The 18,932-nt window shown below is 52.1% G+C and carries 23 protein-coding genes and 2 pseudogenes; 16 read left to right on the top strand and 9 right to left on the bottom strand.

Annotated features, from left to right (window positions below; translation table 11 throughout):
* Window position 1 precedes the first annotated feature (1 nt).
* The 3 genes and pseudogenes from PG722_RS14220 to PG722_RS09755 form a co-directional block, all read left to right on the top strand.
* A pseudogene (locus tag PG722_RS14220) lies at window positions 2-439 on the top strand (IS256 family transposase); the annotation flags it as partial.
* Between the two features lie 62 nt (window positions 440-501).
* Window positions 502-1,038, top strand: coding sequence for a hypothetical protein (locus PG722_RS09750; RefSeq protein ID WP_270580419.1), 537 nt, complete (start codon window positions 502-504; stop codon window positions 1,036-1,038).
* 148 nt (window positions 1,039-1,186) lie between these two features.
* Window positions 1,187-1,357, top strand: coding sequence for a helix-turn-helix domain-containing protein (locus PG722_RS09755; RefSeq protein WP_270580420.1), 171 nt, complete (start codon window positions 1,187-1,189; stop codon window positions 1,355-1,357).
* Window positions 1,358-1,718: 361 nt separating this feature from the next.
* Here the strand turns inward: PG722_RS09755 and PG722_RS09760 are convergent, their stop codons facing one another.
* Window positions 1,719-2,594: a MurR/RpiR family transcriptional regulator gene (locus tag PG722_RS09760; RefSeq protein ID WP_270580421.1), complete on the bottom strand. Its 876-nt coding sequence runs from the start codon at window positions 2,592-2,594 to the stop codon at window positions 1,719-1,721.
* 264 nt (window positions 2,595-2,858) lie between these two features.
* Here PG722_RS09760 and PG722_RS09765 point away from each other — a divergent pair, with 264 nt between their 5' ends.
* The 7 genes from PG722_RS09765 (at window position 2,859) to PG722_RS09795 (ending at window position 9,610) form a co-directional block, all read left to right on the top strand.
* Window positions 2,859-4,268 carry an MFS transporter gene (locus PG722_RS09765; protein WP_118361188.1) on the top strand — a complete coding sequence of 470 codons (1,410 nt, stop codon included), beginning with the start codon at window positions 2,859-2,861 and terminating at the stop codon, window positions 4,266-4,268.
* Window positions 4,269-4,422: 154 nt separating this feature from the next.
* Window positions 4,423-5,466, top strand: a complete 1,044-nt coding sequence (locus PG722_RS09770) for an endonuclease/exonuclease/phosphatase family protein (protein WP_118730038.1) — start codon at window positions 4,423-4,425, stop codon at window positions 5,464-5,466.
* Window positions 5,467-5,555: 89 nt separating this feature from the next.
* Window positions 5,556-6,281 carry an MgtC/SapB family protein gene (locus PG722_RS09775; protein WP_118361192.1) on the top strand — a complete coding sequence of 242 codons (726 nt, stop codon included), beginning with the start codon at window positions 5,556-5,558 and terminating at the stop codon, window positions 6,279-6,281.
* A gap of 13 nt (window positions 6,282-6,294) precedes the next feature.
* The gene (locus tag PG722_RS09780) at window positions 6,295-6,987 is read left to right on the top strand and encodes an MgtC/SapB family protein (RefSeq protein ID WP_270418523.1); all 693 of its coding nucleotides are present in this window, start codon (window positions 6,295-6,297) and stop codon (window positions 6,985-6,987) included.
* Between the two features lie 274 nt (window positions 6,988-7,261).
* Window positions 7,262-7,549 (top strand): DUF960 family protein, encoded by a 288-nt coding sequence (locus tag PG722_RS09785; protein ID WP_270580423.1) that lies wholly within the window; start codon window positions 7,262-7,264, stop codon window positions 7,547-7,549.
* 368 nt (window positions 7,550-7,917) lie between these two features.
* Window positions 7,918-8,670 (top strand): hypothetical protein, encoded by a 753-nt coding sequence (locus PG722_RS09790; protein ID WP_270580424.1) that lies wholly within the window; start codon window positions 7,918-7,920, stop codon window positions 8,668-8,670.
* A gap of 1 nt (window position 8,671) precedes the next feature.
* Window positions 8,672-9,610: a class II glutamine amidotransferase gene (locus tag PG722_RS09795; RefSeq protein WP_270580425.1), complete on the top strand. Its 939-nt coding sequence runs from the start codon at window positions 8,672-8,674 to the stop codon at window positions 9,608-9,610.
* A 245-nt stretch (window positions 9,611-9,855) separates the two neighbouring features.
* On the opposite strand, the gene PG722_RS09800 is transcribed toward PG722_RS09795, so the two are convergent.
* From PG722_RS09800 to PG722_RS09815, 4 genes are read right to left on the bottom strand one after another with little or no spacing between them, the layout of a single operon-like run.
* The gene (locus PG722_RS09800; RefSeq protein WP_330674678.1) at window positions 9,856-10,008 is read right to left on the bottom strand and encodes a HepT-like ribonuclease domain-containing protein; all 153 of its coding nucleotides are present in this window, start codon (window positions 10,006-10,008) and stop codon (window positions 9,856-9,858) included.
* On the bottom strand, window positions 9,974-10,261 hold the full coding sequence (locus PG722_RS09805) for a nucleotidyltransferase family protein (RefSeq protein ID WP_118480679.1): 288 nt from the start codon (window positions 10,259-10,261) through the stop codon (window positions 9,974-9,976). Before PG722_RS09805 ends, PG722_RS09800 begins: the two co-directional genes overlap by 35 nt.
* Window positions 10,254-10,583 (bottom strand): HI0074 family nucleotidyltransferase substrate-binding subunit, encoded by a 330-nt coding sequence (locus PG722_RS09810; protein ID WP_270580427.1) that lies wholly within the window; start codon window positions 10,581-10,583, stop codon window positions 10,254-10,256. Before PG722_RS09810 ends, PG722_RS09805 begins: the two co-directional genes overlap by 8 nt.
* The gene (locus PG722_RS09815) at window positions 10,535-10,921 is read right to left on the bottom strand and encodes a nucleotidyltransferase family protein (protein ID WP_270580428.1); all 387 of its coding nucleotides are present in this window, start codon (window positions 10,919-10,921) and stop codon (window positions 10,535-10,537) included. Before PG722_RS09815 ends, PG722_RS09810 begins: the two co-directional genes overlap by 49 nt.
* Window positions 10,922-10,976: 55 nt before the next feature.
* Between PG722_RS09815 and PG722_RS09820 the strand changes: the two are divergent.
* Window positions 10,977-11,546 (top strand): annotated as a pseudogene (locus PG722_RS09820) (recombinase family protein).
* A gap of 132 nt (window positions 11,547-11,678) precedes the next feature.
* On the opposite strand, the gene PG722_RS09825 reads toward PG722_RS09820, so the two are convergent.
* The 3 genes from PG722_RS09825 to PG722_RS09835 all read right to left on the bottom strand — a co-directional run bounded on the left by PG722_RS09825 (window position 11,679) and on the right by PG722_RS09835 (window position 14,210).
* Window positions 11,679-12,764 (bottom strand): HipA protein, encoded by a 1,086-nt coding sequence (locus tag PG722_RS09825; protein ID WP_270580429.1) that lies wholly within the window; start codon window positions 12,762-12,764, stop codon window positions 11,679-11,681.
* 598 nt (window positions 12,765-13,362) lie between these two features.
* Window positions 13,363-13,668 (bottom strand): hypothetical protein, encoded by a 306-nt coding sequence (locus PG722_RS09830; protein ID WP_270580430.1) that lies wholly within the window; start codon window positions 13,666-13,668, stop codon window positions 13,363-13,365.
* A 404-nt stretch (window positions 13,669-14,072) separates the two neighbouring features.
* A complete protein-coding gene (locus tag PG722_RS09835) occupies window positions 14,073-14,210 on the bottom strand; it encodes a hypothetical protein (RefSeq protein ID WP_270580431.1) in 138 nt (45 codons plus the stop codon).
* Between the two features lie 451 nt (window positions 14,211-14,661).
* Between PG722_RS09835 and PG722_RS09840 the strand changes: the two genes are divergently transcribed.
* The 5 genes from PG722_RS09840 (at window position 14,662) to spoVAE (ending at window position 18,585) form a co-directional block, all read left to right on the top strand.
* Window positions 14,662-15,666 (top strand): hypothetical protein, encoded by a 1,005-nt coding sequence (locus PG722_RS09840; RefSeq protein WP_270580432.1) that lies wholly within the window; start codon window positions 14,662-14,664, stop codon window positions 15,664-15,666.
* Window positions 15,667-15,824: 158 nt separating this feature from the next.
* On the top strand, window positions 15,825-16,040 hold the full coding sequence (locus tag PG722_RS09845) for a DUF6870 family protein (RefSeq protein ID WP_270580433.1): 216 nt from the start codon (window positions 15,825-15,827) through the stop codon (window positions 16,038-16,040).
* A gap of 112 nt (window positions 16,041-16,152) precedes the next feature.
* The gene (locus PG722_RS09850) at window positions 16,153-17,811 is read left to right on the top strand and encodes a recombinase family protein (protein ID WP_270580434.1); all 1,659 of its coding nucleotides are present in this window, start codon (window positions 16,153-16,155) and stop codon (window positions 17,809-17,811) included.
* Window positions 17,795-18,232 (top strand): hypothetical protein, encoded by a 438-nt coding sequence (locus PG722_RS09855; RefSeq protein WP_243022721.1) that lies wholly within the window; start codon window positions 17,795-17,797, stop codon window positions 18,230-18,232. Before PG722_RS09850 ends, PG722_RS09855 begins: the two co-directional genes overlap by 17 nt.
* Window positions 18,229-18,585: a stage V sporulation protein AE gene (gene spoVAE, locus PG722_RS09860; protein ID WP_270580435.1), complete on the top strand. Its 357-nt coding sequence runs from the start codon at window positions 18,229-18,231 to the stop codon at window positions 18,583-18,585. Before PG722_RS09855 ends, spoVAE begins: the two co-directional genes overlap by 4 nt.
* A 64-nt stretch (window positions 18,586-18,649) precedes the next feature.
* Here spoVAE and PG722_RS09865 read toward each other — a convergent pair whose 3' ends face one another.
* Window positions 18,650-18,838: a hypothetical protein gene (locus PG722_RS09865; protein ID WP_118286235.1), complete on the bottom strand. Its 189-nt coding sequence runs from the start codon at window positions 18,836-18,838 to the stop codon at window positions 18,650-18,652.
* Window positions 18,839-18,932: the final 94 nt, after the last annotated feature.

The raw sequence follows: 18,932 nt of genomic DNA on the forward strand, positions 1-18,932 counted from the left end.
CAGCCAGGACATCGAGGATATTTTCATTGCCTGTACGGATAATTTGACCGGTTTTTCTGCGGCGATCGAGGCAGTCTATCCCAAGACAGAAATCAAGAACTGCATCATACATCAGCTTCGAAATTCCAGCAAATATGTCTCCTACAAGGTTTTGAAGGCACTTATGGCTGACTTGAAAGCAGTCTACGCAGCGGTAGATGAACCGGCTGCTTTGGACGCGTTAGACACGTTCGCAGAACACTGGGACAAGAAATACCCTAAGATTTCTCAGTCGTGGAGGGATAACAAGGCAAATCTCGGCACTTATTTTAAGTTTCCTCAGGCACTCTGGCGGCTGATCTATACGACCAACACGATCGAAGGCTTCAACCGTCAGCTCAGGAAGGTAACCAAGTCGAAATCCGTGTTTCCGACCGATGACAGTCTTTCCAAAATGCTGCAGCATGAGCCGAAAACCTGTAAACGCTGCACGGCATGCGCGCAGAGACGGAGGAATAGCAAATGATTACGAACGAGTACGGTATTCATACCTTTTCACTAAAATTACAATGCAAATATTCCGAAATTCAGAATATTCTCGAACAAAACGAGTGTATTCACACCAGCAAAGGACAATTAGGTCTTTCATCGTATTACCAGATGCCGCAGTTCAAGGATATCGGCGTTGAGATACAGCTTGGTCAGTCTGTTTCGCACCCGTGCTGGCTGATACTGATTGTTAACCCGTCTTCCCTGCTCACCGGTACATATGAGCCAACCGCATTGTTTCAGGCTGATGAAGAATCAGTTCGTCAGGTAAAGCACCGTCTGCGAAATATCCTTGATAAAATCGGCGTTGACCGGCGGCTCAAGGAGTTTAAGCTGTCGAGGTGTGATTTGATCTGCAATCTGTATTACGACCGCAAGGCGGATGTTCAAGATCGTTTGGATATTTTCAAGAAATCCTTTCCTATCCCTCATTACAGCGCGGTTAAGTTTGGAAAATACGCAAATTTCGATGAAAAATTTAAGGGAGCCAATAAGCATTCATTGAGTTAACGTACTGGAAATGGTTCGGATAAAGGCTTGTTACAGGGTATTTGTGTCTGCTTAAACGGTGCGATTTGACAATCAATCGCCAACATTAGAATAAGCATACATGAATTAAAGTGAAATGCGTTTTCACCTATGTTGATGGAGGTTTTCTATGCCGAACGATGAAATCCTAACCGTCAAAGAGACGGCCGCCCTGCTCAAGACCACGCGCCAGCAGATCCGCAAAATGATCGCAAACGAAGAACTCCCTGCCGTAAAGGTTGGCAGGGAGTGGAGGGTGCTGAAGGCGGGGATTATGGGGTTTTTTGAGGTGAATTTGTAAACATACCTATTGGATCATGTAGCCGTATATTTTCCGCATCAACACATCCAGATAAAGTTTTCTTTCGCGCTGTAGAATATAATTTGATCCTGTGGAAGATGAAGAGTTTGGCTGATATATTTTCGCCGATGTTCCAGATTGGCAATCTGAGCTGCCGTCAGAGATGTGCTATGTCGCGAGATTGGCGCTGCTTTATCGGCCAATAATCAAACGGGAACATGATACAGGGACAGCATTGACTGAAACAATGCTAGATCGTTAGCATAATCTCTTTGATCCGAGCGCAGCACATATACGATAGAGATGCAATGATGCAATATATCTTTCAAGCATCAAATTCCACACACAGGATCAAAAATGATCAATCAATGCGAAATGGCAGGAGCACTTCATTCATGCGTTCAATATTCTGTACGACGCTGTCCTTGCGGCGGATAGCGAGACTGACATAAAGCGTGTCGATGAGGGAGAACTGCGCCACGCGCGGCGACACGAAAAGCTGCTCGGGCGAATACAGCTCAAGGCAGATGTCGCTGACCTCTTTGAGCGGCGTATCCGGGTAGCCGGTGATGCCGATGGTCGGCGCGCCGCACTCCTTCGCGGTACGCACGGCCGACACGATTTCGCGCGTCTTGCCGGTATGCGAGATGGCGATGACCGCCGTATCCGGGCCGCATTGGCTCGCCTGAATCTGCATCAAGTGCGAATCGGTCAGCGAAACCGCGCGGATGCCGATGCGCATGAGGCGGATGTAGAAGTCCTCCGCGATGGTGCCGGACGCGCCGACGCCGAGGATGAGGATATTCTCCGCCCGGTTGAGCACCCCCACCGCCTGCTCGATTTTCTCGAAATCAAGCAGCTGGAGCGCCCGCTCAAGCGTGTCGATATTCCGGCTGAACACATTCTCCGAAATGGTCGAAATACTATCGGTTTCGGACAGATCTTCAAAAATCGTGCGCACCGACTTGGGAGAATATTTCGCCAGCAGCAGCTTTACCTCGCTGAAGCCCGCGCAGCCGACGATCTTGCAGAATCGAATAATACTCGATTCCGCGATGTCAAGCTCGGCCGCCATCTGCTGAATGCTGATCGAGGTAATATGTACCGGATCGGCTAAGATATAGTCCGCAATCCGCTTTCCAACCTTGGATAAAGTCGAATACTGCGACTGAATTGCGGCATAAACGTTCTTGTCCATGCAATCACCCTGTACTTCCGCATCATATAGTAATTTCATTGTATCACAAAACATCGACCTTGTGAAGAATGCACAAAATTGAATATTGTTCTTTTTACAATATGATTTATTGAATTTTATTCCGCTCAGTGCTATACTTGTAGATGTTCGGTGGAACGGACTTCCACTGAAAGGGTATAGCGAGAGACGAGTCCGGACAACGTCTCAAAGGCAGACCCACTCCCGATGCGCCCGGCGCACCGGACGGTCTGTATCGCTGCAACTGAAAAGAAAAGAAAAACAAAAAAAGGACTGAGCAAAACCATGGGCAAATCCAGCAACCCGACTTTCGCGGGTGATAAGGAATTTGAGAAAATCCATCTCAAAGAAAAGTTTTCCTACGGCCTCGGCGACGTTGCCTGCAACGTTGTCTACGCCCTGACAACCTCGCTGCTGATTTACTTCTACACCAACGTAGTCGGTATCTCGGCGGCTATGATCGGTACCATCATGCTGTTCTCCCGTTTCTTCGATGGTATTTCCGACGTACTTATCGGTCATCTGGTTGACCGCACGCATTCCAAGCACGGCAAATCCCGTGCATGGATTCTCTGGATGATGATTCCGTACGGCATCGCAGCCATCCTGCTGTTCACCGTTCCGCCTGCAACCCCGATCGTCAAGGGCATCTACGTTTTCATCACCTATAACTTCTGCACCACCGTTGTCTACACCGCACTCAACCTTCCGTATGCAACGCTGGCTACCCTGATGACCCGCGACACCGACCAGCGCGCCGTTGTCAACCTGTTCCGTACCGGTATGTCCGCCCTCGGCAACATGGTCATCACCGCCATTACCTTCCCGCTCGTCACCCGTCTGGGTGACACCCAGCAGGCATGGATCGAGGTTTCCATCCTCTACGCCATCGTTTCCATCATCATGCTGTTCATCTGCTTCAAGAACTGCCACGAGCGCGTCAAGGAAGAGACCAAGACCAAGGACGGCAAGAACGTTCCGCTCTGGATGGGCATCAAGCTCTGCGTCACCAACAAGTACTTCATCATGTTCTTCATGCTCGCTGTGTTCCTGTCCTTCTATGAGGCAGTTACCGGCACCTGCAACGCATACTACGCACAGTACATTCTCGGCAACCGCGACCTGCTCGGCGCACTCGCGTCCTTCGAATCCATTCCGCAGATCGTCACCGTTCTTGTCCTCTCCCCGTTCATCGCCAAGTTCGGCAAGCGCAATGTCGCTCTCATCGGCGCAATCGTCGCCGTTATCGGCACGGTCTCCCTGTTCATCAACCCGAGCGCCCTCAATCTTGCACTGTTTGCCTGCGTCATGCGCGGCATCGGCAAGGGCTGCTTCCGCGGCGTCAAGTACTCCATGCTCGCTGACGTTATCGAATACGGTGCATGGAAGAGCGGCATCCGCGTACAGGGCCTGATGGTTTCCGCAACCACCGCCGGCCAGAAGTTCGGCTCCGGCATGACCAGCGCGATCTTCGGCGCCCTGATGAGCCTCGTAGGCTTCGCCGGCACCGCAACCATCAACGCAGCACAGTCTCAGATGCTCATCGCCATCTACATCATCGGCAACATCATCGCCTGGGGCGGCATCGGCGTTCTGCTGATCTTCTACAAGCTCGATAAGATCTATCCGCGCATTATCACCGAAATGAAGCAGCGCGAAGCTGCCGAGGCAGCAAAGGCGACCGCAAACGCCTGATTTTCCCCCGCACTCCCTCATTTTTACGCATCATCTTTTTCTTCCCTTATATGGAACAGCCGGCGGAGTCAAGCATTCCTGCCGGCTGCCCCCATATTCTACCGCAAATAAAATTCTGTAAATATCCACCATTTATATGAAAGGCGTGTAACAAATGGAAACCCTGTCCTACGAAAAACGCATCGAACTCGGTAATCTCGTCCCGGCACTCGGCCAGTTCAAGGTCATGGAAAAAATCCCGCAGTATCAGCAGTGCGAGGTGCACAACCTTGTGGATGCGCCCGCCGAGGTGCCCGAAACGCTGCGTCACGTTGTATTCAACATCGAGCGCGGCCAGACGCTTCACGAAACCATCGACTTTCTCAATATGTGCCCCGACCTCAAAAACATGGACATCATCTACGCCAACGAGCTGGATGACGGCGCGGTCCGCTCGGGCAACTGCAACGTTGCCTACGAAATCGCGAAATCCATCGGCATGAATTACGCCTACGGTCTGGAGTTTATCGAGCTGGTAAATCCCGAGGACAACAAGGGCTTCCACGGCAACGCCCTGTTCTCCCGCTGGCCCATCCGCTGGGCGAAGGTCGTCCATATGCCCGAGCAGTACAACTGGTACTATGACCGCCAGAAGCGCATCGGCGCACGTGTCGCCATCGTCTGCTCGCTCGACATCGGCGGACGTGAGGTCGGTGCGGTCAGCGTTCATCTGGAGAACCGTGCGGACAGCGAGGGCCGCGAAGCGCAGATGGCAGTCGTATATGATGAGATCAAGCGTTCGTTCGCGCCGGACACTCCGGTCATGATCGGCGGCGACCTGAACACCAATACGTTCGACGGCAACGACATTCCGGGCTTCACCGCGCTGTTCAACGACCCGGAGCGTCTCTCCAAGCACATGGAGCACGTTGAGCAGTACGAGCGCGTTCTGCCGCAGGCGGAGGAAAACGGCTTCTCCTACCGCGAGTTCAGCAGCATCGAGGGCACGCGCCGCAAGCCGATGCCGGGCGGCAAGAGCATGCTGCTCAAGCTGGACTGGCTGATGGCGCGCGGCATGGAATGCGTCGATCACGGCACGATTTCGACCGAAACGAAGGACTGCACCTGGGCCGAGCCGGGCAGCGCGCTGGCGAAGTTCACCGGTCCTGAGCTGTCCGACCATAACGCCTGCTGGGCAGACTGTCGCTTCGCAAAGTAAATACTGAAATCTATTGTAGAAAGCTGCACACGCTGCATACATATTGGCAGCGTGTGCACTTTTTATCGAGTGAGGAGAACCTACATCAAATGAGTGGAATGATACAATACCTGCGCGAACTTCATTTCGCCTCGGTCGTAGTGCGGCTCGCCCTTGCGATGCTGCTCGGCGGCTGCATCGGTCTGGAGCGCGGACGCAAGCGCCGTCCGGCCGGTTTCCGCACCTATATGCTCGTCTGTCTTGGCGCGGCGCTGACCGTGCTGCTCAGCCTGTACGAATTTACCATGGTGACAGGGCCGTGGTCGGATATTTGCGCAGAGATCGGCATAAAAACCGACGTTTCGCGTTTCGGCGCACAGGTCATCAACGGCATCGGCTTTCTGGGCGCAGGAACCATTCTCGTTACCGGCCGCCAGCAGGTCAAGGGCCTGACCACTGCCGCTGGTCTGTGGGCGTCGGCCTGCACCGGCCTTGCGGTCGGCGCAGGATTTTACGAGTGCGTGCTCATCGCATTCGCGATGATATTTCTCAGCATCCGCCTGTTCCCAATTGTGGATGCGTACATACAGGAGAACGCGCGTGACATCAATCTGTACATGGAGTTCCATTCGCTCGGGGACATCAGTACCATCATCAATCAGTTGAAAGCGCAGAACGTGCAGATCTACGACATCGATATCGAGCGGAACAAAAGTGGCGAGGCGCTGCACCCAAGTGCGATCTTCTCGATCCGCCTCAATGAAAAAATACCGCACACGCAGCTTCTCTCCGATCTGGCGGAGTTGGACTGCCTTTGCGTGATCGAAGAGCTGTAAGGAGTGGACTGCTATGTTATCTGTTTTTGACGGCCTGCGCGACGTGACGACGCTTTCCGTGTTCGTGCGTCTGGCCTGCGCGCTCATCTGCGGCGGCATTATCGGTATCGAGCGCTCGTACAAGCGCCGCCCGGCCGGCTTCCGCACGCACATCCTCATCTGCATCGGCGCGGCCATCACCACGCTGACGAGTCAGTATCTGTATCTGAATATGCACTATTTTACAGATATGGCGCGCCTCGGTGCACAAGTTGTTGCGGGTATTGGCTTCATCGGTGCGGGCACCATCATCGTTACCAAGCGGCAGCGCGTCAAGGGTCTGACCACGGCGGCTGGTCTCTGGACCTCGGCCATCATCGGCCTCACCTTTGGCGGCGGCTTCTACGAGGGCGGCATTCTCGCGACCGCGTTCATCATGCTCGCCGAGCTTGTGTTCTCGCGGCTGGAGTACCGTGTGTTGGAGCACGTTCCCGAGATCAATGTGTATATGGAATATGAGGATAAAACGTGTCTGGACGATGTGCTGCAGCTGTACCGCAGATGTGATGTCAAAGTGCTGAATATCCAGATCACCCGTGCGGCGGAAAACGGTGAGCACAATGCCTGTGCCATCTTCACACTGCGCCTGCCGCGCAGCTGCACGGTAAACCGTCTGATGACACTGGTCGGCGAGCGTAAAGGCATCGTGTCGGTCGAGGAACTGTAAAACGGCAGAACGCAGAAAGAGGCTGACGAATCTGCGCTTTCAAACGAATGAAATTCGCGTCTTATGTCACAATTTTTCGTCTCTTTTGTAAAAAACGAAGTGTACATCCCCACTTTTACGAAAATTACACAAAAATGAATTTCTCTATTGAATACGCGTTGCAGTGCGAGAACTTTTTTCTGTTTTTCCTTCATTTTTAACTATATATTATAGATGTAGAAGCTCCTGAGATATTCTCAGGAGCTTACTTTTTGCCCCAAAGGAGGAAGCAAAGATGTTCAACAATCAAAAATTTCTGACGTGCGGCGTGATGGCTGAGATTCCCTCATGGCTGATCAACCTCATGTGGCACATGGTGCTCACGATGGAGGTCGAGGGAAAAGACTGCCTGCAGGTATTCACGCTGACGAAAACACCGACCGGTCAGCACATTATCCATGAGCAGGAGCAGCCGCCCTATCGTTACGAGCTCGATGTATCGTGTGACAATGCTGTAGATACGAAGGTGTTCGTCATCGACGATTTGACGCATTCTACTATGCTGTTTTCCGAAGAGTATTGAGTTTTACCAAACGAAATGGAGGAACAGACAATGAGTGAAACAAGAATTTGTGCAAATTGCGGTGAAGATCATCCGCTCGATGCGATGTTTCGAGTCGGGAGTGACTGGCTGTGCGAAAGTTGCGCCGATGAGTTTACGGTCATTTGTGACGCCTGCGGAGAGCGGATTTACTCCGAGGATGTTATCAGGACAGCAACTACACGCTCTGCGAAAGCTGCTTTGATGCGGATTACGTCCGTTGTGCAGATTGCGACCGCATTCTGCGGCGTGACCGCGCGTACTGTGACGGAGATGACAGCGCCTACTGCGCATCCTGCTGGGATGAGCATTGTGACATTATTCACGAGTACAATTACACGCCTGACCTCGTGTTCCACGAAAAGGGTCTGCGGCACTTCGGCGTAGCACTGGAAATCGACAACGGCGGCACAGACCGTTACAATGCCGAAAAATTGTTGAACATCGCCAATGCAGACGCGGAGAATTTATACATTAAGACGGACAGCAGTCTGGACGATGGCTTGGAACTCGTAACACATCCCATGACACTGGAATACCACCTGAACGCAATGCCATGGACGGAAATCCTCCACAATGCGCAGAGCATAGACTACCTCAGCCATGCCGCCGGAACCTGCGGTCTGCACGTTCATATCTCACGCTTGGCGTTCGGCTGTACCTATGAACAGCAGGAAGCTGCGATTGCTCGCCTGCTGTACTTCGTCGAGAAATTCTGGGCGGAACTGCTGCGGTTCAGCCGCCGCACGCAGAGCCAGATGAACCGCTGGGCGGCACGCTACGGCATGAAACTCACTCCGACCGACCAGATGAGCCATGCCAAGAACTTGTGTGCGGGACGTTACACGGCGGTAAATCTCACGAACTCCGATACCGTTGAAATCCGAATGTTCCGCATCACGCTCAAACTCACCACCCTGAAAGCCACCTTGCAGATGGTCAACCATCTGGTCGAGGTGGCCGTTTCTTTGTCTGACAGCGAGGTGCAGGATATGAGCTGGTTTGACTTCTTAGACACGGTGCACGAGCCGGAGCTGATTCAGTATCTTAAAGAGCGCCGTCTGTACGTTAATGAACCTGTATCTGAAAGCGAGGAGGAATAATATGTGCAGTTTATTTGGCTTGATCGACTTTAAGGAGTGTCTCAGCACCCATACGAAAAACAAAATCTTGAATACGCTGGCTCGCGAGTGTCAAGTCCGCGGTACGGATGCAACCGGCATTGCGTATAATTTCAACGGTCGTATGAGGATTTATAAGCGCTCGCTGCCCGCTCGGAAAGTGAAGATCCACCTTCCGCATGACGTCAACGTCATCACGGGTCACACGCGCATGACTACTCAGGGCAATGCGCAGTTAAACCAGAATAATCACCCATTCTTTGGACACATTGACAGCAACAGCTTCTCGCTCGCGCACAACGGCGTTCTCTGGAACGACAAAGAACTCCGAATGGAAGAAAATTTGCCGATGACGAGTGTTGAAACGGACAGCTATGTTGCCGTCCAGCTCTTAGATAAAAACGAAACCCTCGACTTTGACAGCCTGAAATCCATGGCTGAAGCAGTCGGGGGTTCATTTGTCTTTACGGTTCTGGATAAGGACAACTCTATCTGGTTCGCAGTTGGAGATAACCCGTTGTGCGTGATGTTTTATGATAGCTTCCTGATTTACGCTTCGACACAGCAAATCCTGTGCAAGGCCATCAAGAAGTTAAAGTTGAACACACCCTCTGACATTCTGGAGCCAAAGGAGGGCGAGATATTGAAGATTGACCGCAATGGCCGTATCACTACTGGGACATTCGCACCAAGAACCAGCTATGAGCATTGGTGGCGGCGTTATCCATATTACCGCGACTACTATGAGGACACACCTGAGAACTACAACGACCTGTTCAGTGTGGCAAAAGCATTCGGCGTAACCGCCGATGAGGTGCAATCACTTCTCGATTACGGCTGCTCGGAGGAGGAAATCGAGGAAATGCTCTACAATCCTACTCTGCTGCACGAAATGACTGGTGAACTGCTATATGCGTACTGATTAGGAGGTGATTTTATGGACGCAGTAAAAATCGTTCTCGGCGTGATGACGGTCATCGGCCTGCTGGCTGATCTGCTATCAGATGACGATTGAACGCAAAAGTACCGGCTCACGCGAACCGGTACTTTTTTGAGTCTTTCATTTGGGTATACCCTTGTGAAACAGGGAGAAGTTGTGTCAATAGAGTTGCTTTCGGAGTTTTGCAATATGTCAGAATGTGCGGCGACCCTATTGATATATTTGGTTTATGCAGATGCGATAATCGTCGAACAGTATTGCTTCAAGACGGGAATATCATCGGTTATAATCTCCCATGTGATTTCGGGATCGACAGTACCATAGCTATGCGCTACGATATTGCGGTCAAGAGGCTTCATACAGCAGTACCTCATCATCATGAATGGAATCTAAAAAGCGCTGGTCTAGGCTGGTGGTTGGTACCAGATCGACCGGTCGTCCAAGAGAATCCTCTAAATCAAGGAGAAGTCCCGCAAGCTGAAAGCCTTTGATACTGCCCTTGTCAATACGCAGATCAATGTCGCTGGAATCCGTCATATCGCCGCGAGCGAATGAGCCGAACAGGTAAACACGCTTTGCGCCATACTGGGCAGCAAGTAAAGAAAGTACGGCGACCCTATTGCAATCAACCACGTTTCAACTGCTCAATAAGATTATCAAACAGAGATACAAACTCGCTCTCAATCTGCGAGTAAATTTCCTGCGCGGTTGCATCGTCATAAATGTGCGAGGTCTGGCTGCGAGCATTCAACAGTGCAATCCACGCCTGTTCATCGTCAATCAGGCCATACGAGAACGCCTTACGCATCGTTGCTTTCGGACTGTTCAGTTCAGTAAAGCCTTGGCCGAGCAAAAACTCGCGTGTGGTTTTCCACGCCAGCTCGCAGGTGAACTCAAAGCGCTGGATTACACCGTCGCGAATGATTTTAGCCGGATTCTCTTGGTACGCTTGCACACCCTCGCGTAAGCGTTCAACAGCATTGGTGAGATTTTCGAATTTCGTATTGTATTGTAACGGTCCAGCAAGCAAATCCCGTCCTTCTCTATGTTTTGAAGCAATGCGGCATCGGTGTGTTCGCTGACAAACACCAGATCAACCGAATACAGCGAGTCCAAATCGTTTTCAACAGCATCGCTGAATTGCACACGCTGCTGCGGCGTACATCCCCATAGCGCGAAATCGTAGTCACTGCGAGCGTGATGATCACCGCGGGCACGCGAACCGAATAATACCAGTTTCGGCACTCTACAACGGTGCGCTAACTGTTTTACCTGTTCAATTGTCTTATCCATCAGCGCCACCGTCCTTATTATTTTCATGATACCATACTTAAAGGAGAGATACACCATGAAAATCGGCTATATCCGCATCAGTACCGAGGACCAGAATACTGCACGTCAGGAAGTCCTGCTGCACGATCTCGGCGTTGACGAGGTTTTCATCGACAAGGCCAGCGGCAAGAATGCCGATCGGCCAGAACTCACCCATATGATGGAGTACGTCCGCCGCGGCGATACCGTGATTGTCGAGTCGATCAGTCGTTTTGCCCGTAACACACGAGACCTGCTTGATCTTGTGGAACGGCTGACCGAAAAGCATGTAGAGTTTGTCAGCCGCAAAGAGGCTATCGACACCACCACACCTACCGGCAAATTCATGCTGACTGTGTTCGCCGCAGTCGCAGAACTCGAACGTGAGTACATCTTGCAGCGTCAGCGTGAGGGAATTGCTATCGCCAAGGAATAGGGCAAATACACCGGCCGCAAGCCACTGTCGTTTCCGGACAATTTCGAGCGGGTAGTCGCACGCTGGCGTACCGGCGAAATCACCGTGACCGAGGCCATGCGGCAGACCGGATTGAAGCCGAATACGTTTTACCGGCGGTGTGCGAAATCGAAACAAACCGCAAACAACTAAGATTCCATTGTATACTTTAGTTACCGCTATACCTTAAATATTAACCGCCGAACCTCTCGTTTATGGGAAGTCCGGTGATTTTTTGTTTTATCCGTTTCGATGTTTTAAGCGAAAGTATGCGACCAAGTCTTCTCATGCCAGAATCGCTCTTCTCTGTTGCTCCACAATTTCGGACAGCCGGTTCAGCCGTTCCTCCGGCAATTCGATGTCCGAATGCAGCATGAAGCGGAAGCCGTCCAGATTTTTCAGCTCCTGTCGAATTTCATCTGTCAGCACACCGCGTGCCGTCTTGATAAAATCCACGCCGATACGCGGACGGCACTTGCCGATGTACCAGTCCGGATTGGCCAGCTGATCTTCGTCCAGATCGAACAACAGACTGCGGTTGTGGTCAAAGACCGGCGCAGGCTTCTTAATTTCCATCGTCTGATTGTCGAACAGGAAGCCGAAGTTGCCGAGATGGCGGTCCGTGTGGAAAATGAGTGCGTCCAGCACGAACATGCGGCGGAGTGCGTCCTCCGCGCCAAACCCGGCATACAGCCGCAGCAGTTCGGAAACCGTTGTCGGCCGGTCTGGAAAGTCGCTGATTTTGATGAGTCCGGCCTGCTCATCGGTAAACAGACGGCACTTGGATATCAGCCGATGATGGTAGAAATCCAGGTCGTAATCCACAGCCTGTGGACAAATCTGTGCCGCAATCTGGCACGCAAGGAATTCGGACAGCGGCTCGATTTCATAGGTGTCGCTGCCGCCCTTGTAGAGATAAATTCCGTCCGGTTCGCGCACCCAGCATTTTGCGTAATAGCCGTCCGTACCGAACTCCGGCGAGGTGGAGGGCAGGGACTCTACGCTGATCACGCCGCTGAAAGCCGCCTGCGCGATGAGGGCATCAAACTCGTTTCGATATAGGGAAACCTTGTCCCAGCCGAGCGTTTCCGACTCTTCTTTCACCCAAAACGTATCGTTGAGCGACAGCGCATGCGTCACACGAAGAAAGCCCTCCAGACCGATGCAGCCGTACTGCTCCAGAAGCTGCTCAATGTGCTTGCGGTGCTTGGGTGCTTTACGCTTCTCAAGCCACGCCGTCAGCGATTGCAGACCGAGCGGGCGCAGCTCGGTGTACCACTCCTGCAGAACCGCGCTTTCCTCTCCAAATTCGTCCTGTATACAGGAGAACAATGCCCACGGCTCGTCTTTATTCATTAAGATGTATCGCATAAGGCGCCCTCCTTTCGCACTTTGGCGAGGTAATTATAGCATATTGAACACGGAATGGCAAAAGTAGCATAGCATCCGCCAGAACTACAATGTAATTGATAAATTGTGCCATTCCGCAAAAACCTGTTTTCCTCATCAAGAACGAGGATGGCGATCTTGGTGTCATGGATTCATTCTCCGTGCGTAGCCGCTGAACTTCTGCTAGCAGATTTTCTGCGTCCTCTGCGCTCTATGGCAAATGCCTCCGGCCCTTTACTTCAAATCGTCTCGCTGTTTCGCAGTAACTCAACTTTTCTTTCATCATGTTTTGCACGACCAGTTTCTTAAGGCAATACCGCATAATTGAACAAGAGCGATTTGCGAATAAATTTTGCGTACTGATGAGGCGCGGTTTCGCAGCAATACTTGCCGTATTGCAAAAAATCGCAACAAAATCAGAATACAAAATTTCCGCAAAGCGCCGCTGCTTTAATTGTGCGGTGTTGCCTTAAATTCTGGCGTGTCCCGTTTGTTCATTTTTCCTCTTGGCATAATAAATCACTCCATCTGTTAGATAGTATATCATACTGTCTAACAAATGGGGGCAGTTCAACATATGTCACTCTTCTTTCTCATTCCTCTGCTGCAGTAAATCTGATTCATCGTTGGGTTTTCGATCAAGATCAGCAAGCAGATAATCTATAGCACTCCGAGGCGTAAAAGAACGCAGAATATCGTTTTTTAGGCATGGATGCATTTCCTTAACAGTTTCCCATTTGATATTCTCGAACATTTCTTCTCTATCTTCGTCTTCATCTTTTCGGCAATTATTTGTAAGCTTATGAACCAGCTTTTTGTAATGTTCAGGCAGCACCCGTTCCTTCCCATACAGCGGGTAATACGGTGCTGAATGAAAGAGTAACAATCTTTTCGAGTGGGAAATACCGTTCTTTTATACAGAACCAGATGTTTTACCAGTACATCCTCTACTCTCTCCAGCAAGTGCTCTGACGCTTCACTTATGACAAAAGTTTCATACACATTATCTATTAAAGAGCAGGAGGTATTGTACTTCAGCAGCTCCGCTTTATCGTGCTTATTCCCGTCTCCCTTAACTTTATATATGGCATTTAATACGAACAGCAATGGCAGTACAGGGTAAATATATGGTGTCGAAAAAACTGCGTTACACCTTGTCTTACTGCAAACTGTTCTCTTCTTTACAGGCACACCTTTATACAGTAGTTCGTTATCAAATCGCCGATAGCAATTATTGATATCCTCCGTAATTTTCTTTATTAGGTTTTTTCCATTATCCTCATAGTCATGCTATTTATCGCTCGTCTCTGAACGGCTCAGCAGATGCACCATATTACTGATCGCCTGAAACAAGTAATCATTTTCATCACGAATTTTAAACAGCAGCTTGTAAGACTTCATGTCAGCTTCATCATCATAGCTACGCATGTTAATTTTTGTAATATCTTCTTCAGTCCCAAAAAAACAAGTCTCGTATAGAGAAACTGAAGCTCATCCGAGCTCAATTCTTCTCTTTTTCCGGGCTCAGTCAGAAAATCTGTAAGAATACGGAAATTCCTATCTTTGTACCTAGGAATATTGCTGTTTTCAACGAATTCCGCAAATTCAGTCATCTGCTGTTCAATCTTATGCCGAAGTTTTTTCTTTGACAAATTAGCATTTTCAAAATCAAATGCGCTATTACAGAACTTCTCAAACACTATAACCACTGGGCCACTCCACCGCACGACGACAAGAAGGCCGCACGCCGCCGCACTATTGGCAGCGTCAACCTGTTCCTTGTCTCTTCCCTGCGTCCGAAGTTGACCAACTTTCCGATGCTGGACATCCCAGCGAGTGTCAGCGCGGTCTCTACCTGCCGGGCAACGGCACTTATCGCTTGGCGGATGGTCAGCATGTCGCTGTCTGGAACGGACGTGTCGCAGGTTCGACCAAACTCAAGATTCCGTATATGATCAAGCCGAAGGACAGCTATCAAATCGTGAACCACATAGAAAACTCGATACAGGTGCTCGTCAATGCCCTGCTGGAAAATGACGCCGCGCTGGTGCAGTCTGTGTCCTATGCCCTGCTCGTCTCGCGCCGCGATGTCCTGACTGTCGAGCAGCATCCGCTGCAGGGCGGTCTGTACATAACCGGCGTTCAGTCGAGCGGCAAGACGACGCTTGCCCGTCGTGTCTTCGGATACACCGAACGCATCGGAACCCCTGGCAAGGCGGCTCTCGTGCTCGAGGCGGTGGGCACAGAAGCATCCGTGCGCGACACGCTTTCGGAAAACCCGGGATGTGTGGCCATCATCGACAACCTCGCCAAGTCTTCCTCGCGTACCATCCAAGCGCATCGCAAGAAGCTCAGCAGAGCCATGCTCCGTCTGGCGGCCAACGAAGGGGACTCTACCAAGAAGGGTAAAACCGGCAAGACCGATCATCGCGACTGCACCGCCGGAATTACCTTGACAGCCGAGTTCGTGTCGGACGGCGTTTCCGAACTCACGCGAAGCATTTTCGTGTACCTCGGTAAGCCGCTCAATCTGACCGAGGACGTCTGCCCGGCTCTGATTGGAGCAGCCCTCGAGGAGTTCGCTGACTGGTTCGCAGACAACTACGAACATGCAATTGCGCTGCTGCATCAGATTGCCGACAAGCCGGACATCCTGTCCCATCTGTGGGTCGATGGCTCGGATGAGTTCGCTGATCTACTCACGCGCGAACGCCGTATCCAGGCCAATCTCGCTCTGCTTCGGTGTTCTTTCTTATGCATGGTCGAGATGATCAAAGAGCGCATGGAGTTACCTTCCAGCAATGAGCATGCGCTCTACGAAAAATTTTGGGAAGCCATTCACTGCTCTGTCCGCAAGCAGGTGGAGGAATTCCCCTATTTTTAGTATAGCCCCTGCGGCATCGAGCCGCAATACAGGCGCGGTTCCGCAGGTGTCTGATACGGCGAAATCCGGTTATCCCGAACTGTCGTATATATAGTATGACAATGGAAAGAATATACAATGCACCCACCATCTACACAAACCAAAGGAGGTCAACCCTTATGTTCAAGCCCACACCCACCTGTTCCCTGCCCGACATCCGCGAGGCACGCATCGACCCGACCCTGCCGGTGAACGAGCGCCTGCGCCTGTTCGCCTCGTCTGTCAGCGACCCACACCGCTTCCGCGTAGGCGACACTGCGGTTGAGGTGCTGTTTGATGACGGCGCACCCAGTCTGCAATCCTGCCTGACCAACCTGTGCAAGCGGCTCCAGTGATGGTAAAAGCCGGATAACCGAAGCGAAGCCTTGCGGCACGCCGTGTGCTGTGATACACTATACGTGCAAAACACAGCCTGCGGCGTGCCGTCCGTTTTTTAGGAGGCACTCAATGGCACGAAAAAGTAAATACGAACCCCAAAAGTTATCCACAGTCCTGTGGAAACCCGCGCTCTATATCCGTCTTTCCCGCGAGGACGGCGACAGCGAGGAGAGCAACAGCATTATCAGTCAGCGCGAGCTGCTGACCGAGTTTGCAGATACGCAAACCGACATGACCGCGTCCCGGCTGTACGTTGATGACGGCTATACCGGCACCGACTTCGACCGGCCGGATTTCCGACGCATGATGCACGACCTGCGCGCCGGCATCGTCAACTGCGTGATCGTCAAGGATCTATCCCGACTGGGACGCAACTACGTCAAGGTCGGCGAGTACCTTGAGCACACGTTTCCGCTGCTGAACGTGCGGTTCATCGCGCTGAGCGAGCGCATCGACAGCGTTGCCGACCCGCGCTCGGCGGACAGCCTGATCGTGCCGTTCCGCAACATCCTCAATGACGAGTACGCGCACGATATCTCCAATAAAGTCCGCGCTTCGCTTGACCTGAAGCGCCGCCAGGGCAAATTCATCGGCTCGTTCGCGTCCTACGGCTACCGCAAAGACCCGAACGACCACAGTCGGCTGCTGATTGACGAGCCGGCTGCCGCCGTTGTCCGCGATATTTTCAACTGGTTTCTCGCCGGAACAAGCGTACTCGGTATTGCCAAAAAGCTGAATGCTAAGAGCATTCCGAATCCATCTGCCTACAAACGGCAGCAGGGCATGAACTACCGCCATCCGGCCTCGGACAAGCTGAACGATCTGTGGCCGGACAGTTCGGTTCGCCGTATCCTGCGCAATCCTCTCTATACCGGCACTATGGTGCAGGGCAAAAACCGCATGAAAAGCTATAAGCTGCATGTCAGCGAGGCCGTGCCCGAGGAGGACTGGATCACTGTCGAGCAGACACACGAGGCTATCATCTCAAGCGAGCTGTTCGCCAAAGCGCAATCCCTGTTCGCCCGTGATACGCGCACCTCACCAATACAGCCCAAAGTCTACCTGTTCTCCGGTTTTCTTCGCTGCGCGGACTGCGGCAAGGCAATGAACCGAAAGCTGATTTCCCAGCCGCATCGCGACTATTACTACTATATCTGCTCGACATTCAAAAAGCAGCACAGCGGCGCCTGCACGAAGCATACCATCCGCAGCGACCGGCTGGAGCAGGCTGTATTGGAAACGCTCCGTCACCAGATTGCTCTGGCGGTCGAGATGGATGAGCTGATTGCCGAGATCAACCGCAGCGGCACGCGAAACCGTTCCGTTAAGCCTCTGCTTGACGAGCGGACACAGCTTGAAACCGAGCGCGAACGCATCGAGCAGATGAAGCTGTCCCTGTATCCGGACTGGAAAGCCGGAGATATTTCGCGTGAGGAATACCATCGGCTGAAAAAGCAGTTTGAGCAGCAGCAGGCCAAACTGGACACACGTCTTGCGTCCCTGCAAGCGCGCATTGACGAGGTGCAGAGCGGCGTGGACGAAACCAATTCGTTTGTATCACAATTCGTAAAATATCGCAATCTGCCCAGTCTGACGCGCGAAGTCGTAGTCGAACTGATTGACATGATTTATGTGCATGAGGGCGGAAAAATCACGATAAAGTTTAAGTTTTCGGACGCCTATGCAGTCGCGCAGGAGTATATCCGCAAGCATGGTCAGACCGCATAAGGCACATAGTCCTAAAATAACATCTTCCCCCGCTGCTGCCGACACCCTTTCCGCACTGCTGGAGGATTTGGGTGCCGAGCCGCGGGACTTTGACTGCATCGTTACCGGCGACCTCGGTCACATCGGTGCGGACCTGCTGCTGACGCTGCTGCGCGGTGACAGCATCGACCTGTCCCCTGTCTACTCGGACTGCGGCAGCCTGATTTTCGGTGACGAGCAGGACGCGCATGCAGGCGGCTCGGGCTGCGGCTGCTCAGCGGCAGTTCTCTGCGGACCGCTGCTGCGCGATATGCATCGCGGCAAAATCCACCGGCTGGTGTTTGCGGGCACAGGTGCGATGATGAGTCCGACCTCGGTGCAGCAGGGACAGCCGATTGCAGGTATCTGCCACGCCGTCGTGTTGGAAAGGAGCGAAGCATGAACTACCTGAACGCTTTCTGGGTCGGCGGACTGATCTGTGCGCTGTGTCAGGTGCTGATTGACAAAACCAAGCTGACACCGGCGCGTATTCTCGTTTCGCTGGTGGTGCTCGGTGTTATCCTGCAGGGGCTCGACTGGTATCAGGCAGTTGTGGACTACGCAGGTGCAGGCGCTACTGTGCCGCTGCTCGGCTTCGGATACTCGCTGGCGAAAGGCGTTGCCAAAGCAGTTGCGGAAAGCGGCCTGCTCGGCGTGTTCACCGGCGGCGTGACCGGTGCGGCAGGCGGCATTGCCGCCGCAATCGTGTTCGGCTGTCTGTTCGCGCTGCTGTCCAGACCGCAATCAAAGTCGTAAAAAATAACACTCCCGCTCGGAATCCACCTTCCGAACGGGAGCGTTTTTGCAGCCAATTCTTTCTTTATCCGATTACGCAGATCACGGTCATTACCATGGCGCATACCACCGCAGCCGCGCTGACAGTGCGTACCTTGCTTACCGCGCCATCGGCCTGCTGCCGGTCTTCACTCAACAGCCATGCCGGTTGGAAATAGAACAAGATACCGAGAACGAACAATACGCCTATGCTGACCCAGTCATAGATTTGCATTTTCAATGCCCCATTTCTTCATTTCCGTAACCCAATACTCTCTCTTCATTTCTCTCTCCTGCTTCCGTCTGCCGAAAGCTGCGGCACTAACCGA

Origin of the sequence: Butyricicoccus sp. OF27-2pH9A, assembly GCF_027693185.1 — a bacterium.
In the GTDB taxonomy this organism is placed as follows: Bacteria; Bacillota; Clostridia; order Oscillospirales; family Butyricicoccaceae; genus Agathobaculum; species Agathobaculum butyriciproducens.

Excerpts from the sequence above, each read along its gene's own strand:
- PG722_RS09750 (WP_270580419.1), top strand. The coding sequence starts at position 502 with ATGATTACGAACGAGTACGGTATTCATACCTTTTCACTAAAATTACAA.
- PG722_RS09755 (WP_270580420.1), top strand. The coding sequence starts at position 1,187 with ATGCCGAACGATGAAATCCTAACCGTCAAAGAGACGGCCGCCCTGCTC.
- PG722_RS09760 (WP_270580421.1), bottom strand. The coding sequence starts at position 2,594 with ATGAAATTACTATATGATGCGGAAGTACAGGGTGATTGCATGGACAAG.
- PG722_RS09765 (WP_118361188.1), top strand. The coding sequence starts at position 2,859 with ATGGGCAAATCCAGCAACCCGACTTTCGCGGGTGATAAGGAATTTGAG.
- PG722_RS09770 (WP_118730038.1), top strand. The coding sequence starts at position 4,423 with ATGGAAACCCTGTCCTACGAAAAACGCATCGAACTCGGTAATCTCGTC.
- PG722_RS09775 (WP_118361192.1), top strand. The coding sequence starts at position 5,556 with ATGAGTGGAATGATACAATACCTGCGCGAACTTCATTTCGCCTCGGTC.
- PG722_RS09780 (WP_270418523.1), top strand. The coding sequence starts at position 6,295 with ATGTTATCTGTTTTTGACGGCCTGCGCGACGTGACGACGCTTTCCGTG.
- PG722_RS09785 (WP_270580423.1), top strand. The coding sequence starts at position 7,262 with ATGTTCAACAATCAAAAATTTCTGACGTGCGGCGTGATGGCTGAGATT.
- PG722_RS09795 (WP_270580425.1), top strand. The coding sequence starts at position 8,672 with ATGTGCAGTTTATTTGGCTTGATCGACTTTAAGGAGTGTCTCAGCACC.
- PG722_RS09800 (WP_330674678.1), bottom strand. The coding sequence starts at position 10,008 with ATGATGATGAGGTACTGCTGTATGAAGCCTCTTGACCGCAATATCGTA.
- PG722_RS09815 (WP_270580428.1), bottom strand. The coding sequence starts at position 10,921 with ATGGATAAGACAATTGAACAGGTAAAACAGTTAGCGCACCGTTGTAGA.
- PG722_RS09825 (WP_270580429.1), bottom strand. The coding sequence starts at position 12,764 with ATGCGATACATCTTAATGAATAAAGACGAGCCGTGGGCATTGTTCTCC.
- PG722_RS09835 (WP_270580431.1), bottom strand. The coding sequence starts at position 14,210 with ATGCGTAGCTATGATGATGAAGCTGACATGAAGTCTTACAAGCTGCTG.
- PG722_RS09845 (WP_270580433.1), top strand. The coding sequence starts at position 15,825 with ATGTTCAAGCCCACACCCACCTGTTCCCTGCCCGACATCCGCGAGGCA.
- PG722_RS09850 (WP_270580434.1), top strand. The coding sequence starts at position 16,153 with ATGGCACGAAAAAGTAAATACGAACCCCAAAAGTTATCCACAGTCCTG.
- PG722_RS09855 (WP_243022721.1), top strand. The coding sequence starts at position 17,795 with ATGGTCAGACCGCATAAGGCACATAGTCCTAAAATAACATCTTCCCCC.
- spoVAE (WP_270580435.1), top strand. The coding sequence starts at position 18,229 with ATGAACTACCTGAACGCTTTCTGGGTCGGCGGACTGATCTGTGCGCTG.
- PG722_RS09865 (WP_118286235.1), bottom strand. The coding sequence starts at position 18,838 with ATGCAAATCTATGACTGGGTCAGCATAGGCGTATTGTTCGTTCTCGGT.